Origin of the sequence: Pseudomonas sp. R3-18-08, assembly GCF_003852065.1 — a bacterium.
Taxonomy (GTDB): Bacteria; Pseudomonadota; Gammaproteobacteria; order Pseudomonadales; family Pseudomonadaceae; genus Aquipseudomonas.
Genome location: NZ_CP027729.1, coordinates 3590277 through 3604667 on the forward strand (window position 1 = coordinate 3590277; position 14391 = coordinate 3604667).

The window sequence follows — 14391 nt, forward strand, 5'->3', positions numbered from 1 at the left end:
TTATTGATCCAAATGCACAGCACCCCTTGGCAAGCCAGGCCATGGGCCCTACCCTAGTCGCGAACCCTGCCCCCGGTGTGTTGTCTGTTGCCCCATGCGTAAATTACTCGTGTTCACCGTCTCCATGGCCCTGGTTGCCGCCCTTGCCGCGTATCTGGTCTGGACCCAGGAGCGCCCCGTGGGGCATTACCTGTCAGACCTGCGCATCACCCTCGCCGTCAACGAAGGCCAGCCGGCCGAGCGTGGCAACCTGCTGGGCATCCAGCCGGAGCTGTTCCCTGCCGACTACCAGAGCCTGGAACGCCTGCACTTGAAGCTCTCGGCCTATCTGCAAAAGGCCCGTGAGCTGGGCTTGATCAACGACAAGACCATCGTGGTGCTGCCCGAGCACATCGGCACCTGGCTGATGCTGGGCGGCGAGAAAAACGAGCTGTACCAGGCGCCTCATCTCAGGGACGCGATGAACTGGTTGTCGATCAGCAACCCGGTGCAGTTCATGCGCGCCTGGATCAGCGCCACCGGCGAGAACCGCATGGACGATGCGTATTTGCGCATGAAAGCGCCGGGCATGGCGCGCGATTACCAAGTGCTGTTTGGCGGCTTGGCCAAGGAGTTCGGCGTGACCCTGGTGGCCGGCTCCATCGCCCTGCCCAACCCGAGTGTCAGCCTGGGGCAACTGCAGGTCGGCCACGGCGCGCTGTACAACGTCAGCCTGGTGTTTGCCGCCGATGGTTTGCCCCTGGGCCAGCCGCAACGTCAGCTGTACCCGATCTACGACGAACGCGGCTTTATCGAGCCGGGCGATGAAAACATCGTCAGCGTGGTCGACACCCCGGCCGGGCGCCTGGGCATCCTGATCGGCAGCGACAGCTGGTACCCGGATAACTACCGCAAGCTCAACGATCAAGGCGCCCAATTGATTGCAGTGCCGGCCTACGTGACCGGGCGCGACACCTGGGACCGCCCGTGGCGCGGCTTTAAGAGCGTGTCGACGCCTTCGGAAGTCAGCCTCAAGCCCGAAGAAACCAGTGAGGGCGAAGCCTGGCGCCGCCTGACTTTGATCAGCCAGCCACCGATCAGCCAAGCCACGGCGGGCATGAGCGTGTTCTTGCGTGGGCAGTTCTGGGACCTGGGCAGCGCCGGGCAAAGCTTCCTCAGCCGCAACGGGCAACTGTTCGCCGATGGCGATGCCCGTGGTGCGCGCCTGCTGAATATTTGGCTGTAACCGCGTGAAGCCGGTGCGCCTGGGGGATTTGTCGGTGGGCTTCGTGCACACCCTGGCCGATGCCGTGCACAGCCACGGCTTGGACCCGCAACCGCTGCTGCTGCAATACGGCCTGGACCCCGCCCGCCTGGCCGAAGCGGGCGCGCGTTTGTCGATACCGCGCTATATGCGCCTGGGCCATGCGGCCATCCAACTGACCGGCGATGCGGGGCTGGGCCTGCGCATGGGCCAGCTCAGCCGCCTGAGCCAGGCCGGACTCGCCGGTGTCACCGCGGCCCAGGCACCGAATGTGCGCGAAGCCGCGCGTACGCTGACGCGTTTCGAACCCTTGTATGGCTCCAACTACCGTGGGCAATCGAGTTTTCATGAGGACGCCGAAGGCGCCTGGCTGCGGTTCTATTCGATCAGCCCCTACAACGCCTACAACCGCTTTGTGGTGGACTCGATCATCGCCGGCTGGCTGCATCAACTGTCGAGCCTGGCGCAACAAAGGGTGCAGGCCCAGCGCATCGAAATCGAGTTCGACGCTCCCGAGTACAGTGAGCGGTATGACGTGCTGGGGGCCGCACCGGTGCAGTTCGGTGCCGAGAACAATCAACTGCGCCTCAGCCAACCCACCCTCGCCCTGCGCAACCCGCACCACTGCCCGAGTACCTGGCAGCTGCTGCTGCAACTGTGTGAGCGGGAACTGGAGCAACTGACCCGCACCCGCAGCCTGCGCGAGCGCATTACCCGGTTGCTCGGGCCGATGCTCAATGGCGGCCGGGAACCCGACCTGGAAGAAGTGGCGGCACGCTTGAAGCTGCCTACCTGGACACTGCGCCGCAAACTGGCCGATGAGGGCACCCAGTTCCGTGCGATTCTCAACGACACCCGCCGCGATCTGGCCATGACCTACATTCGCGATACGGAACTGGCTTTCGGCGAGATCGCCTACTTGCTCGGTTTCGCCTCAGCCCAAGCCTTCCAACGCGCCTTCAGGCGCTGGAACAACCAGACCCCAGGGGAATTTCGCCGCAGTCAGCGGCATTCCGCCTGAAGTCGGGCTTACAGCTCGGTGGCATCGTCGACCGGATCCAGCGGGTCGAATTCGAATGCCTGGTACTCCAATAGTTCTTCCTGGTAATCGTCCATGGGGGACTCCTTGTTGAGTTAAACGCGGCCGCACGATTAATGACCTGCACGATCAGCCTAAAGTGCCGTCATGACGAAAAAATGTCTGTGCCATGACGCTCCTGCACTCAAAAATTAAACGTGTCGGCGGCGGACAGATTTAGCGGATTAGCGCTGGCGCGCAATTGCAATCATTGCAATTGCAATTACAAGTCGAATTCCATTAGGGTAGGCCCTCTGTTGTCAGGAGCCACGCCCATGCCCGCCTCTACCGCGAATGCAGCGCAATTGTGCATCGACGCACTCACCCCCTGCGCGCACGCGCGCAACTCGCCGCTGTACACGGTCATGACCATGGCCAACACCTTGGAATCGAGCCGCCAAGCCTGGGTGATTCGCGGGCAGTCACGTAGCCGGCGCGTGGGCAGCTGGCCCACTTGGTTTGCGCGCAACACCGGCGAAAAACCGCTGCTCTACCTGCACAGCGTGACGTCGTCCGCGCAACTGTGCGCATTGTCAGACCAGACCGCCCAGCGCGGCATCTTGTGCAACGACAGCGAAACCCAGCCATCGCCTTGGCCGAAGGGCGCGCAGCCGTCGTTGCCATTGTGGCTGTCGGCCAATCCACGCTGCACGCCCTACGACCCCGCCTCAGGCGAAGAAGCACAGGCGATCGTGCTGGCGGGGTTGCGCACGTTATACGTCGATGGCTCGCCGGGGTTTTATTACCTGGCGTTGCATGACCAAGAAAGTGCCATCGCACCGCAGGCGCTGGACCGTGAAGGCACGGTCAAGGGCATGTACTCCGTGCGGCGACCGTGCGCAGGGGCGGCAGTGCGCCTGCTCGGTGCCGGGCAGGCACTGGAGGAAGTCATGCACGCCGCGCAGTTGCTGGAAGATGAATGGGGCATTGCGGCGCACGTCTGGAGTTGCCCCAGTTACACCCGGTTGGCCCGCGAAGCGGCGGCCGCTGAGCGCTGGAACCGCCTGCATCCGCATGCGCCCAGGCGTAGCTGCCATCTGCGCGACTGCCTGGCGGGGAGCCGGGCCCCGGTGGTTGCCGTCACCGGCTACCCGCAGGCAGTTGTCGATCAGTTGGCGGCGCATGTGGATACACGCTTCGTGGCGCTGGGCGCAGGCTCAGTGCAGGCGGCAGCACCGAATCGGTATTGGATTGCGGTGTTGGCGCTCAAAGCGTTGGCCGATGAGGGGCATCTGGACACACAAAGGGTGGAAAACGCTCTGCAGCGCTATCACTTGAAATGACCAGGAATGCAGCCGTTCCCTTCACCTCATCAGGTTTTGCGCCGGCCTCGGGTTTGCACAGCGGCACCCATCGCCAATCCCGCCGTACGCTCCAGCGCATCGGCAAAGGCCTGGCGATGCTCGGGCTCGATCTGCGACAGGAACAGCTCGTCCACGGTGCTTTCGTAGATTTTCCACATTTTTTTGCGCAGGGTGCGGCCCGCCTCGGTGATCGAGGCAAACGCCGCCCGGCCATCACCGTCGGAACGCGAGCGCACCACCAGGCCGTCTTTCTCCAGACGATCAACCAGACGCGTGAGGTTGTAACGCTCGATGGCCAGTACATCGGCCAGTTCATGCATACGGCGAGTGCCCTCAGGACCGCTCTCCAGTCCCCACAACGCGTCGTACCAGGCATACGGCGGCAGTTGCGCCTCGGCCAACCGGCGCTCGATCTCACGGATGACCGTCCTGTGAGCCCTGACAAAACGGAACCATACATCAGGCTCTTTCGACGACATGCAACACCATCCGGGGAATTTCAAGAAGGTTGCAATAGTAGCTCATCCCGGGCTAAATTCGGACATGTCGTTGCAATTGCAACTATAAATGCGCCACGCCCACAAGGCGTTCGCCGCCTGGAATCCGCTTACCCTGGAGCCTCATATGAACCCGAATAACGCCGCGTCCCTGGACAACGATCCGCAGGAAACCCGCGAGTGGCTGGACTCCATCGAATCGGTGCTGTCGGCCGAAGGTCGCCCCCGCGCCCACTACCTGATCGATCAGTTGCTGGATTTCGACGTCGCGCGCCACGGCGATTTTTACGGACGGGTGACCACCCCATACGTGAATACCATTGCCGTCGATCGCCAGCTGCCCTACCCCGGCAATCTGGAAATCGAACGCCGGACCAACGCATTTATCCGCTGGAATGCCATGGCGATGGTATTGCGTGCAGGCAAACACTCCGGGGTGGGTGGGCATATCGCGACCTATGCGTCAGCCGCCGTGCTGTACGACGTAGGCTTCGACCATTTCTTCCGAGGCCGAACTGACACGTTCGACGGCGACCTGGTGTACATCCAGGGCCATTCCTCCCCTGGCATCTATGGCCGCGCATATCTGGAAGGCCGTATCAACGAAGCCCAACTGGATAACTTTCGCCGCGAGGCCGGCGGCGAAGGCCTCTCGTCATACCCTCACCCACGGCTGATGCCGGACTTCTGGCAATTCCCTACGGTTTCCATGGGGCTCGGGCCGATCACTGCCGCGTATCAGGCGCGCTTTATGCGTTACCTGGAGTTTCGTGATCTCAAGCCACACCAGGGGCGCAAGGTCTGGGCGTTCCTGGGCGATGGCGAAATGGATCAGCCGGAATCCCTGGCCGCCATTTCCGTCGCGGGCCGTGAAAAACTCGACAACCTGATCTTTGTGGTCAACTGCAACCTGCAGCGCCTTGACGGCCCGGTGCGCGGTAATGCCAAGGTGATCCAGGAGTTCGAGAGCCTGTACCGCGCCGCCGGTTGGAATGTGATCAAGGTAATCTGGGGCGGTGGCTGGGATGCGCTGCTGGAAAAGGACCACAGCGGCCTGCTGCGCCAACGCATGATGGAATGCGTGGACGGCGACTATCAGAATTACAAATCCCAGAATGGCGCCTACGTACGCGAACATTTCTTCGGTAAATATCCGGAGCTGCTGGCACTGGTTGCAGATATGTCCGACGACGATATCTGGAAACTCTCACGGGGCGGGCATGACCCGGACAAGGTCTACAACGCCTACGCCGCCGCCGTGCGGCACAAGGGCCAGCCTACGGTAATCCTGGCCAAGACCGTAAAAGGCTTCGGCATGGGCGAAGCCGGCGAAGGCCAGAACATCAACCATCAATTGAAAAAGATGGGGGCCGACGCGGTGAAAGCCTTCCGCGACCGCTTCGGGCTGGAAGTGGCCGATGACCAGCTCGACGAAATCCCCTACCTCAAACCCGCCGCCGACAGTGTCGAAGCCCGCTACTTTGCCGCCCGACGCCAGGCCTTGGGCGGCTATGTGCCCGCTCGGCATAGCAGCGTCGCGCCGTTGACGATCCCGCCGCTGTCCGCATTCGCCACTCAACTCAAGGACACCGGCGAGCGCGCAATTTCCACCACCATGGCGTTCGTGCGCATCCTCGGCACGCTGCTCAAGGACCCACATCTGAGCAAGCTGATTGTCCCCATCGTGCCGGATGAGTCGCGCACCTTCGGCATGGAAAGCCTGTTCCGACAGATCGGCATCCACTCCGCCGTCGGCCAGCTGTACACCCCGCAGGACGCTGGGCAACTGAGCTACTACAAAGAGAGCAAGGACGGACAGATCATGCAGGAAGGCCTGAATGAATCGGGTGCCATTTCCTCGTGGATCGCGGCGAGTACGTCCTACAGCAACCACGGCCTGATGACCGTGCCTTTCTATATTTTCTATTCGATGTTCGGCTTCCAGCGCGTCGGCGACCTGGCCTGGGCGGCCGGTGATGCGCGGGCCCGCGGTTTTCTGCTGGGCGCCACGGCCGGGCGCACTACCCTGATGGGCGAAGGCTTGCAACATGACGACGGGCACAGCCATATCCTGGCGTCAGTGATTCCGTGCTGCGTGGCCTATGATCCGACCTTTGCCTACGAACTGGCGGTGATCATTCGCGAGGGCATGCGCCGTATGTATGTCGAGCAGGAGGACATCTACTACTACATCACCCTGCTCAATGAAAACTACCCGCACCCGGCGATCCCCGAAGGCGTGGAGGATGGCATTCTCAAAGGTATGTACCCGTTGAGCACACACCCCGACGCAAAAGTGCAATTGATGGGCAGCGGTTCGATTTTGCGCGAAGTGATTGCCGCAGCGGCCCTGCTTGAGCAGGATTTTGCCGTGCAAAGTGATGTATGGAGCGCCACCAGCCTGACCGAGCTGCGCCGTGACGGGCACGCAACGGAGCGCTGGAACCTGCTGCATCCGGAGGGTGAGCCACGCCTGAGCTACGTGGAACAGTGCCTCGTCGGTCAAACCGGGCCGGTGGTGGTGGCAACGGACTACATGAAATTATTCGCAGACCAGATCCGCCCTTTCGTACACAACCGCCGCTTCGTGGCGTTGGGAACCGATGGTTTCGGGCAGTCGGATACGCGGGAAGCGTTGCGCGAGTTTTTTGAAGTGGATCGACACTTCATCGTGCTGGCTGCTCTGAAGGCACTGGCAGATGACGGCGTGATAGGCCGTGACAAAGTCGTGGAGGCCATCAGCCGCTACGGGATCAATGCCGACAAGGCAGACCCCGTAGCGGTGTGAGTCACTGCGCAGGCGTTGGCAGGGGTGGAATCGCCTCCGTCGGCGCTGGCAGGTTCGGGTTGGTCGGCGCCGGCGCGGGTTCTGCTGCCGGGGCTGGAGCGGTGTCCGGTACGGGCTCCGGCGCTACGCTTGGCGCGATCGGCGCGGCCTCGGCTGGCGGTGCGAGCGGTTGCGCAGCGGCAGGCGTTGCAGGTGTCTCCTGGGGCGCCTCGACCTTCTCAGCGGCCGGTGCGGCCTTGGGTTCAGGCATGCCAAGCTCATCCTTGGGTTTTTCGGGGATGTGCGCAGCCTGCTTCACTTCCTGGGGCAGGAACACATCCACCAACGCAAAGTAACGCTCATAGAACTTGGGCGCCGAAACGGTCTCGCTCGCCACCTTGACCATCGAGTCATCGGTGGAGCCGATCGGCATCGACACCGAACCCAGTACCCCTACCCCGAGACTCGCGGAGTTGTTGACCTTCTTCAGCGCATAGCGATCCTGCAAGGCGTTGGCAAACATCGTCGAATGATTGCTGCCTTTGCCATCCGCGGCACACACCACGTTGAAGCTGATCTGCAGGTGGCTTTCGCCGGTCTGCTGGAAACTCTTGTTACCGGCCACCAGCTTCGGGTCGCTGCTGGTGATGATATAGCCCTGGCTCAGCAGGGCGCGGCGCGCGGCTTCACAGGCCGCTACATCGCTCACCGGGTAGTCGCGGGAAAACGTACCGGAATCGTCGAAATTCTCATGTTCGTAAATAGCGGTCTTGGGCGACGAGCAACCCGCCACGCCCGCCAGCACCAGCGCCAACCCTAGGTTTCGCAAGTGAAATGATGTCGACATCGAAAATCCTGAGAAAAACAGTCCGGGCGGTATTGTGCAACAGAACGAGGCGTTGGCGCGCGCATTCCTGTCGGTAAAACGTCACAGGCTTTTGGGACCGGTGCCGCTGACTATGACAAGTTTGTTTACAACTTATTCCCCAACTTCCTATTATCGCGCTGGGTGCGCTGCTGCATACGGCACAGCGCAGGTTAAAGGATAAGCGTTGGTCGGGCCGCCAATGGAGATTTGTCGTGCCTGATAAACACCCCGCCATCCCTCGCTCCCAGCGTTTGACCGAGGGCGCACTGTCGGCCCTTGAGCGCTTTTCACGGATTGAAGCCGTCAGCGGCATTGTTCTGCTGCTGGCTGCCATCGTCGCATTGATCTGGGCCAACAGCCCGGCGGCCGACACCTATGAGCACTTCTGGAACACGCCGATCACCCTTGGGTTGGGCGAATACAGCGTGTCGCGCTCCCTGCATTTCCTGGTCAACGACGGCCTGATGACCATCTTCTTCCTGGTGGTGGGCGCCGAGATCCGTCAGGAAATCAAGGACGGCGCGCTCGCCAACCTCAAGCTGGCCACGCTGCCATTGGGCGCTGCGCTGGGCGGCGTACTGATGCCGGCGCTCATTTACACCCTGCTCAACCACGGCACCGCCGCCGCCAGTGGCTGGGCCGTGCCCACCGCGACGGACATCGCCTTTGCCGTCGGCGTGCTGGCACTGTTGGGCAAGTCGATCCCCAGCGGCGTGCGTATTTTGCTGCTGGCCCTGGCGATTATCGATGACATCGTGGCGATCCTGATCATTGCCGTTTTCTTCACCGCCAGCCTCGATTACATGGGGCTGGTGATTGCCGTCGCCGGGCTGGCGCTGGTGCTGGTTTTCCAGCGCATGGGCATCGGCAAGGCCGCGATCTACCTATTGCCTGGGGCGATTGTGTGGTTCGGCCTGCTCAAGACCGGCGTTCACCCGACGCTCGCCGGCGTGATCCTGGGGTTGATGACGCCGGTCAACTCCAAGCCCACCACCGAGCGCCCGCTGGACACCATAGGCCGCACGCTTAATGAATTGATGGAGCGCTTTTCCCAGTCGCCTGAAGGCCCAGGGCACGTTACCCAGCCGTTGAAGCAATTGCGCGAAGCACAGCGGGAAATATTACCGCCAGTGCAGCGGGTGCAATCGGCGCTGCACCCGTGGGTGGCGTTCGGCGTGATGCCGTTGTTTGCCCTGGCCAACGCGGGTGTCAGCCTGAGCGGCTTCAACCTGGACGATCCCCTGCCCCACGGTGTGTTCATGGGCGTCATCTTCGCCCTGGTGCTGGGCAAACCCATCGGCGTGATGCTGGCGAGCTTCACGCTGGTCAAGCTCAACCTCTGCAAGCTGCCGGACGGCGTTACCTGGACAGGTGTGGGCCTGGTGGGTCTGCTGGCGGGGATTGGTTTCACCATGTCGATCTTCATCTCTTCCCTGGCCTTCTCCGACCCGGCTTTGCTGGCGGCGGCCAAGCTGAGCGTATTGACGGCCTCGACCCTGGCGGCGGTCATCGGCCTGAGCTGGGGCAAGCTCAAGTTCTCGGGCAAGCGGACTTGAGAAAGAAGCGTCGCGGGCTTTAACAAGCGCAAAAAAAGACCCCGGCCTTTTCAGGACGGGGTCTTTTCATTCAAGCCGGCATCAGAACTTCTTGATGTCTGCCTGGGTTTCCAGCTGCTTGCGGTAGGCCGCAAAATCCTGCTGGCCAATACGCGAAGCGAGGGCGCGGCGGTATTGCGCCTTTTCTTCGTCCGTAGGCGCAGCAGCTTCGTTGACGCCATTCAAGCGCACGATCACCTGGCTGCCATCGCGCAGGCTGACGGTGGTGAAGGTCGGCTTGTCCTTGCCTGCAGGCTTGGGCATGCGGAACAGCGCTTGCAGCACGGCAGGGTCGACAGCTTCCTGGCCACGGGTAGCGGCTTCAGTCACCTTCCAGGCCTGGCCGTCAATCGGCTGGCTCAGGGCGATCTTGCCATCACGCAGGCCGGCGATCAGCTCGTCGGCATGGGCTTTGGCGGCAGCGCTTGCACGCTCCTTGGTCATCTGTGCGCGAATCGCCGTGGCAACCTTTTCCAGCGGAATCTGGGCAGGCTTGAGGTGCTCTTTGGCGCGCAGCACGATGATGGTTTCCGGGTCGAGCTCGATGGCGCTGCTGTTGGCACCCTCATCCAGCACTTCCGGGCTGAACGCTGCGGTGACCACGGCACGGTTGGCCGCGACGCCTTCGCCACCTTCACGGCCGAACGGCGCGGAAGTGTGTACGGTCAGCTTAAGATCGGACGCCGGCTGGGCCAGGTCGGACGCTTCGAACGCCGCATCTTCCAATTGCTTGGTCGCTTCGACAAACCGCTGTTCAACCTGCTGGGTCTTGAGCTCACGGGTCAGCTTGTCTTTCAGGCTGGCGAACGATGGCACCTCGGGTGCTTCAACGCCCAGCAGCTTGATCAAGTGCCAACCGAAGGACGTGCGCACCGGCACCGACACCTGGTCCTGCTTGAGGCCGTACAGCGCCGTCTCGAAGTCTGGATCGTAGACGCCAGGACCGGCAAACCCGAGATCGCCGCCATTGCTGGCCGAACCCGGATCCTGGGAGAACTCCTTGGCCAGGGCGTCAAACTGCTCGCCCTTGGCCAGGCGCGCCTGGATGTCTTCGATCTTGGCCTTGGCTTGCGCCTCGGTGACCTTGTCGTTGACCTCGATCAGAATGTGCGCGGCACGACGCTGTTCAGCGAGGTTGGCGGTTTCTTTCTCGTAGGCAGCCTGCAGTTCATCGTCCTTGACGGTGACCTGGTCGAAGAACGACGACTTCTTCAGCTCCAGGTAGTCGATGACCACCTGGTCCGGGGTCATGAACTCCTTGGCGTGCTGGTCGTAGTAAGCCTTGACTTCGTCATCGGTGAGTTTCACCGCTGCCGGGTCAGCTTTAACGTTGACGGTGGCGAAATCGCGGGTCTGTTTTTCCAGACGGGCAAATGCCAGCACCTCGGCATCGGTCACGAAACCACTGCCAGCAATACCTGCGCGAACCTGGCCGATCAGCATTTCCTGGGTCAGCATCTGACGGAATTGCAGGCGGGTATAGCCCAGTTGGCGGACCACCTGGTCAAAGCGTTCGGCGTTGAACTTGCCGTCCACCTGGAACTCCGGCGTCTGCAGGATCACCTGGTCCAAGGCCGCTTCCGAGAAACCGAACTTGGCATCAGCAGCGCCTTGCAGCAGCAGCTTGCGATCGATCAGGCCCTTGAGGGCCGCGTCGCGCAGCAGTTTTTCGTCCAACAGGGAAGCATCGAAATCCTTGCCCAGTTGTTGCATCAGCTGGCGCCGTTGCATATCGACGGCCTGGCTCAATTCGGTCTGGGTGATTTCCTCACCGTTGACCTTGGCCACGTCCTGCTTGTTATTACCCGAAGCCTGGAAAATAGCCTCGATACCGGTGAACGCCATCAATGCGACGATGATCCCGATAATGGTCTTGGCAATCCAGCCTTGTGAATTGTCCCTGATATTTTGCAGCATGCGTCCCCCAGAAACGGTTGAACATCAAAAATAGGCAACCGTGGAGCGTGGGTAGAATCCGGATAGAAGAAAGGCGCATCCGAGGATGCGCCTTCTCGTAACTGGCGGAGCGGACGGGGGTTTTAACTCTGACCCCCGGCGTGGCGACCCAATGGATACGTGGGTCAGCTACCGCTCCGCTGCCAGGCCAGACCTGCGTCCGACCCGGGTAAGCAAAGGCTTGATCGAAGCTTAGTTAACGGCTTCTTTCAGGGCTTTACCGGCTTTGAAACCTGGTTTCTTGGCAGCAGCGATTTGCAGTGCTTTGCCGGTCTGTGGGTTACGGCCAGTGCGAGCTGGGCGGTCAGTCACAGAGAAAGTACCGAAGCCTACCAGTACCACGGAGTCGCCGGCCTTCAGAGCGCCAGTGACGGATTCGATTACTGCGTCCAGCGCACGGCCGGCAGCAGCTTTCGGGATATCAGCGGATGCAGCGATAGCATCAATCAGTTCCGACTTGTTCACTCTAAGTCCCCTTATATATCTATGAGTATGATTCTAAGTTTTTTGGTAAAAAGCAAAAACCAGTGCTGAATGGCCTACAGACACTTAAGAGCCGCTTTATAACAAGGGCTCTAAAAAGCTGTCAAGGAAGCCCCCCAGGCTTCAACACCTTAATGCGTGCTAATTCTTTCCTTGGAATCCGACTCGCGCTTTTCGTCCTTCGCGACAATCTCCGGAGCCACATCCGGCAAGGGCTCCGGCGCGTATTGCAGCGCAATTTGCAGGACTTCGTCAATCCATTTAACCGGTTTAATCTGAAGATCCTGCTTGATATTGTCAGGAATTTCCTTCAAGTCGCGAACATTCTCTTCGGGAATGATCACGGTCTTGATTCCACCCCGGTGTGCAGCGAGTAATTTCTCTTTCAGCCCACCGATGGCCAATACCTGGCCGCGCAGGGTAATTTCCCCGGTCATCGCCACATCGGCGCGCACCGGAATACCGGTCAATGCCGACACCAGCGCCGTGCACATGCCTACACCGGCGCTCGGGCCGTCCTTCGGCGTAGCGCCTTCCGGCATGTGAATATGGGTGTCGTGCTTCTCGTGGAAGTCCAGGGGAATACCCAGGCTCCTGGCGCGACTGCGCACCACGGTCTGCGCGGCGGTGATCGATTCGACCATCACATCGCCGAGAGAGCCGGTCTTGATCAACTGGCCCTTGCCCGGGATCACGGCAGCTTCGATGGTCAGCAACTCGCCGCCCACCTGGGTCCATGCCAGGCCAGTCACCTGCCCTACTTGGTCCTGCTGCTCGGCCAAGCCGTAGCGGAATTTACGCACACCCAGGAAATGCTCCAGCGCGTCGGCCGTCACCTTCACCGAGAAGCGTTTTTCCAGCGAATGTTCCTTGACTGCCTTGCGGCAGATTTTCGCGATCTGACGCTCGAGACCCCGTACACCGGCCTCGCGGGTGTAATAGCGCACGATGTCACGAATGGCTTCAACGTCAAACTCGATCTCGCCTTTCTTCAGGCCGTTGGCCGCAGTCTGCTTGGGCGCGAGGTATTTGACGGCGATGTTGATCTTCTCGTCTTCGGTGTAACCCGGCAGACGAATCACCTCCATCCGGTCCAGCAATGCTGGCGGAATGTTCATGGAGTTGGAGGTGCACAGGAACATGACGTCAGACAGGTCGTAGTCGACTTCCAGGTAATGGTCGTTGAAGTTGTGGTTCTGCTCGGGATCGAGCACTTCCAGCAACGCCGACGCCGGATCGCCACGCATGTCGCTGCCCATCTTGTCGATTTCATCGAGCAGGAACAGCGGGTTGCGCACGCCCACTTTTGTCATCTTTTGAATCAATCTTCCTGGCATCGAACCGATGTAAGTCCGGCGATGGCCACGAATTTCCGCTTCATCACGCACGCCGCCGAGGGCCATGCGCACGAACTTGCGGTTGGTCGCACTGGCAATCGACTCGGCCAGCGAGGTTTTACCCACCCCAGGCGGACCGACCAGGCACAACACCGGGCCGCGAATTTTCTTCACGCGCTTTTGTACCGCGAGGTATTCAAGGATACGTTCCTTGACCTCTTCAAGGCCGTAGTGGTCGGCATCGAGGATTTCTTCGGCGCGGGCCAGGTCCAGGCGTACCTTGGTCTGAGCCTTCCACGGCACCTGCACCAGCCAATCGATGTAGGAACGAACCACAGTGGCTTCGGCCGACATCGGCGACATTTGCTTGAGCTTGTTCAGCTCGGCCGTGGCCTTGGTCAGCGCGTCTTTCGGCAGGCCGGCGGCATCGATACGCTTTTTCAGCTCTTCGATTTCGTTATGGCCTTCCTCGCCGTCGCCGAGTTCTTTCTGAATGGCCTTCATCTGCTCATTCAGGTAGTACTCGCGCTGGCTGCGCTCCATTTGTTTCTTCACGCGGCCGCGGATGCGCTTCTCAACCTGCAGCAGGTCGATTTCGCCATCCAGCAGCGCCAGCACATGTTCGACACGGGCCGACAGATCGATGATTTCGAGAATGTCCTGCTTCTGCTCGATCTTCAGCGCCATGTGCGCGGCCATGGTGTCGACCAGGCGACTTGGCTCATCGATGCTGTTGAGCGACGAGAGGACTTCAGCCGGGACTTTCTTGCCCAGTTGCACATACTGCTCGAACTGCGACAGCAGACTGCGCACGAACACTTCGGATTCACGTTCAGGGGCTTCGACTTCGTCGATCAGCGCCACTTCGGCGCGCAGGTGGCCGTCCACCTCCATGAAACGTTCGACTGCGCCGCGCTGTTCGCCTTCCACCAGTACCTTGACGGTACCGTCAGGCAGCTTGAGCAATTGCAGGACAGTCGCAACGGTGCCGACCCGATACAGGGCGTCTTCGCCTGGATCATCATCAGCAGGATTCTTCTGGGCCAACAGCAGGATCTGCTTGTCGCCCGTCATCGCGGCCTCGAGGGCTTCGATAGACTTCTCGCGCCCCACGAACAGCGGGATAACCATGTGCGGATAGACGACGACATCACGCAACGGCAGGAGAGGCAATTCGATGGTTGTCTTCATGATTTCGCCTCTATGACAGTTGAAAAATAAGCTTGAAACCAAGATGGGGGTTGCTTGCAAAAAAAACAAGCG

10 protein-coding genes are annotated in these 14391 nt (G+C 60.7%); 5 read left to right on the forward strand and 5 right to left on the reverse strand.

Annotation, left to right across the window (positions count from 1 at the left end):
• The first annotated feature begins 94 nt into the window (after positions 1–94).
• The 3 genes from C4J92_RS16405 (at position 95) to C4J92_RS16415 (ending at position 3604) form a co-directional block, all read left to right on the forward strand.
• Complete coding sequence (locus C4J92_RS16405) at positions 95–1225, forward strand: carbon-nitrogen hydrolase family protein (RefSeq protein WP_124404602.1); 1131 nt, start codon at positions 95–97, stop codon at positions 1223–1225.
• 4 nt (positions 1226–1229) lie between these two features.
• Entirely contained in the window at positions 1230–2264 is a 1035-nt protein-coding gene (locus tag C4J92_RS16410) for an AraC family transcriptional regulator (protein WP_124404603.1), read from the forward strand.
• 332 nt (positions 2265–2596) lie between these two features.
• On the forward strand, positions 2597–3604 hold the full coding sequence (locus C4J92_RS16415) for a pyruvate dehydrogenase (RefSeq protein WP_124404604.1): 1008 nt from the start codon (positions 2597–2599) through the stop codon (positions 3602–3604).
• 29 nt (positions 3605–3633) lie between these two features.
• Here C4J92_RS16415 and C4J92_RS16420 read toward each other — a convergent pair whose 3' ends face one another.
• Positions 3634–4104 carry a MarR family winged helix-turn-helix transcriptional regulator gene (locus C4J92_RS16420; RefSeq protein ID WP_124404605.1) on the reverse strand — a complete coding sequence of 157 codons (471 nt, stop codon included), beginning with the start codon at positions 4102–4104 and terminating at the stop codon, positions 3634–3636.
• A gap of 145 nt (positions 4105–4249) precedes the next feature.
• Here C4J92_RS16420 and aceE point away from each other — a divergent pair, with 145 nt between their 5' ends.
• Positions 4250–6910: a pyruvate dehydrogenase (acetyl-transferring), homodimeric type gene (gene aceE / locus C4J92_RS16425; protein WP_124404606.1), complete on the forward strand. Its 2661-nt coding sequence runs from the start codon at positions 4250–4252 to the stop codon at positions 6908–6910.
• Between the two features lies 1 nt (position 6911).
• On the opposite strand, the gene C4J92_RS16430 is transcribed toward aceE, so the two are convergent.
• Entirely contained in the window at positions 6912–7736 is an 825-nt protein-coding gene (locus tag C4J92_RS16430; protein ID WP_124404607.1) for a DUF2242 domain-containing protein, read from the reverse strand.
• A 233-nt stretch (positions 7737–7969) separates the two neighbouring features.
• On the opposite strand from C4J92_RS16430, the gene nhaA reads away from it, so the two are divergent.
• Positions 7970–9313, forward strand: coding sequence for a Na+/H+ antiporter NhaA (nhaA, locus tag C4J92_RS16435; protein WP_124404608.1), 1344 nt, complete (start codon positions 7970–7972; stop codon positions 9311–9313).
• 81 nt (positions 9314–9394) lie between these two features.
• Here the strand turns inward: nhaA and C4J92_RS16440 are convergent, their stop codons facing one another.
• The 3 genes from C4J92_RS16440 to lon all read right to left on the reverse strand — a co-directional run bounded on the left by C4J92_RS16440 (position 9395) and on the right by lon (position 14319).
• Positions 9395–11269 (reverse strand): SurA N-terminal domain-containing protein, encoded by a 1875-nt coding sequence (locus C4J92_RS16440; RefSeq protein WP_124404609.1) that lies wholly within the window; start codon positions 11267–11269, stop codon positions 9395–9397.
• A 231-nt stretch (positions 11270–11500) separates the two neighbouring features.
• Positions 11501–11773, reverse strand: a complete 273-nt coding sequence (locus C4J92_RS16445; RefSeq protein ID WP_003174819.1) for an HU family DNA-binding protein — start codon at positions 11771–11773, stop codon at positions 11501–11503.
• 149 nt (positions 11774–11922) lie between these two features.
• A complete protein-coding gene (lon, locus tag C4J92_RS16450; RefSeq protein ID WP_124363385.1) occupies positions 11923–14319 on the reverse strand; it encodes an endopeptidase La in 2397 nt (798 codons plus the stop codon).
• Between the last annotated feature and the right edge of the window lie 72 nt (positions 14320–14391).

What these genes read in the sequence shown, in the direction of transcription:
- C4J92_RS16405 (WP_124404602.1), top strand. Translation starts at nt 95, where the DNA reads ATGCGTAAATTACTCGTGTTCACCGTCTCCATGGCCCTGGTTGCCGCC.
- C4J92_RS16415 (WP_124404604.1), top strand. Translation starts at nt 2,597, where the DNA reads ATGCCCGCCTCTACCGCGAATGCAGCGCAATTGTGCATCGACGCACTC.
- C4J92_RS16420 (WP_124404605.1), bottom strand. Translation starts at nt 4,104, where the DNA reads ATGTCGTCGAAAGAGCCTGATGTATGGTTCCGTTTTGTCAGGGCTCAC.
- aceE (WP_124404606.1), top strand. Translation starts at nt 4,250, where the DNA reads ATGAACCCGAATAACGCCGCGTCCCTGGACAACGATCCGCAGGAAACC.
- C4J92_RS16430 (WP_124404607.1), bottom strand. Translation starts at nt 7,736, where the DNA reads ATGTCGACATCATTTCACTTGCGAAACCTAGGGTTGGCGCTGGTGCTG.
- C4J92_RS16440 (WP_124404609.1), bottom strand. Translation starts at nt 11,269, where the DNA reads ATGCTGCAAAATATCAGGGACAATTCACAAGGCTGGATTGCCAAGACC.
- lon (WP_124363385.1), bottom strand. Translation starts at nt 14,319, where the DNA reads ATGAAGACAACCATCGAATTGCCTCTCCTGCCGTTGCGTGATGTCGTC.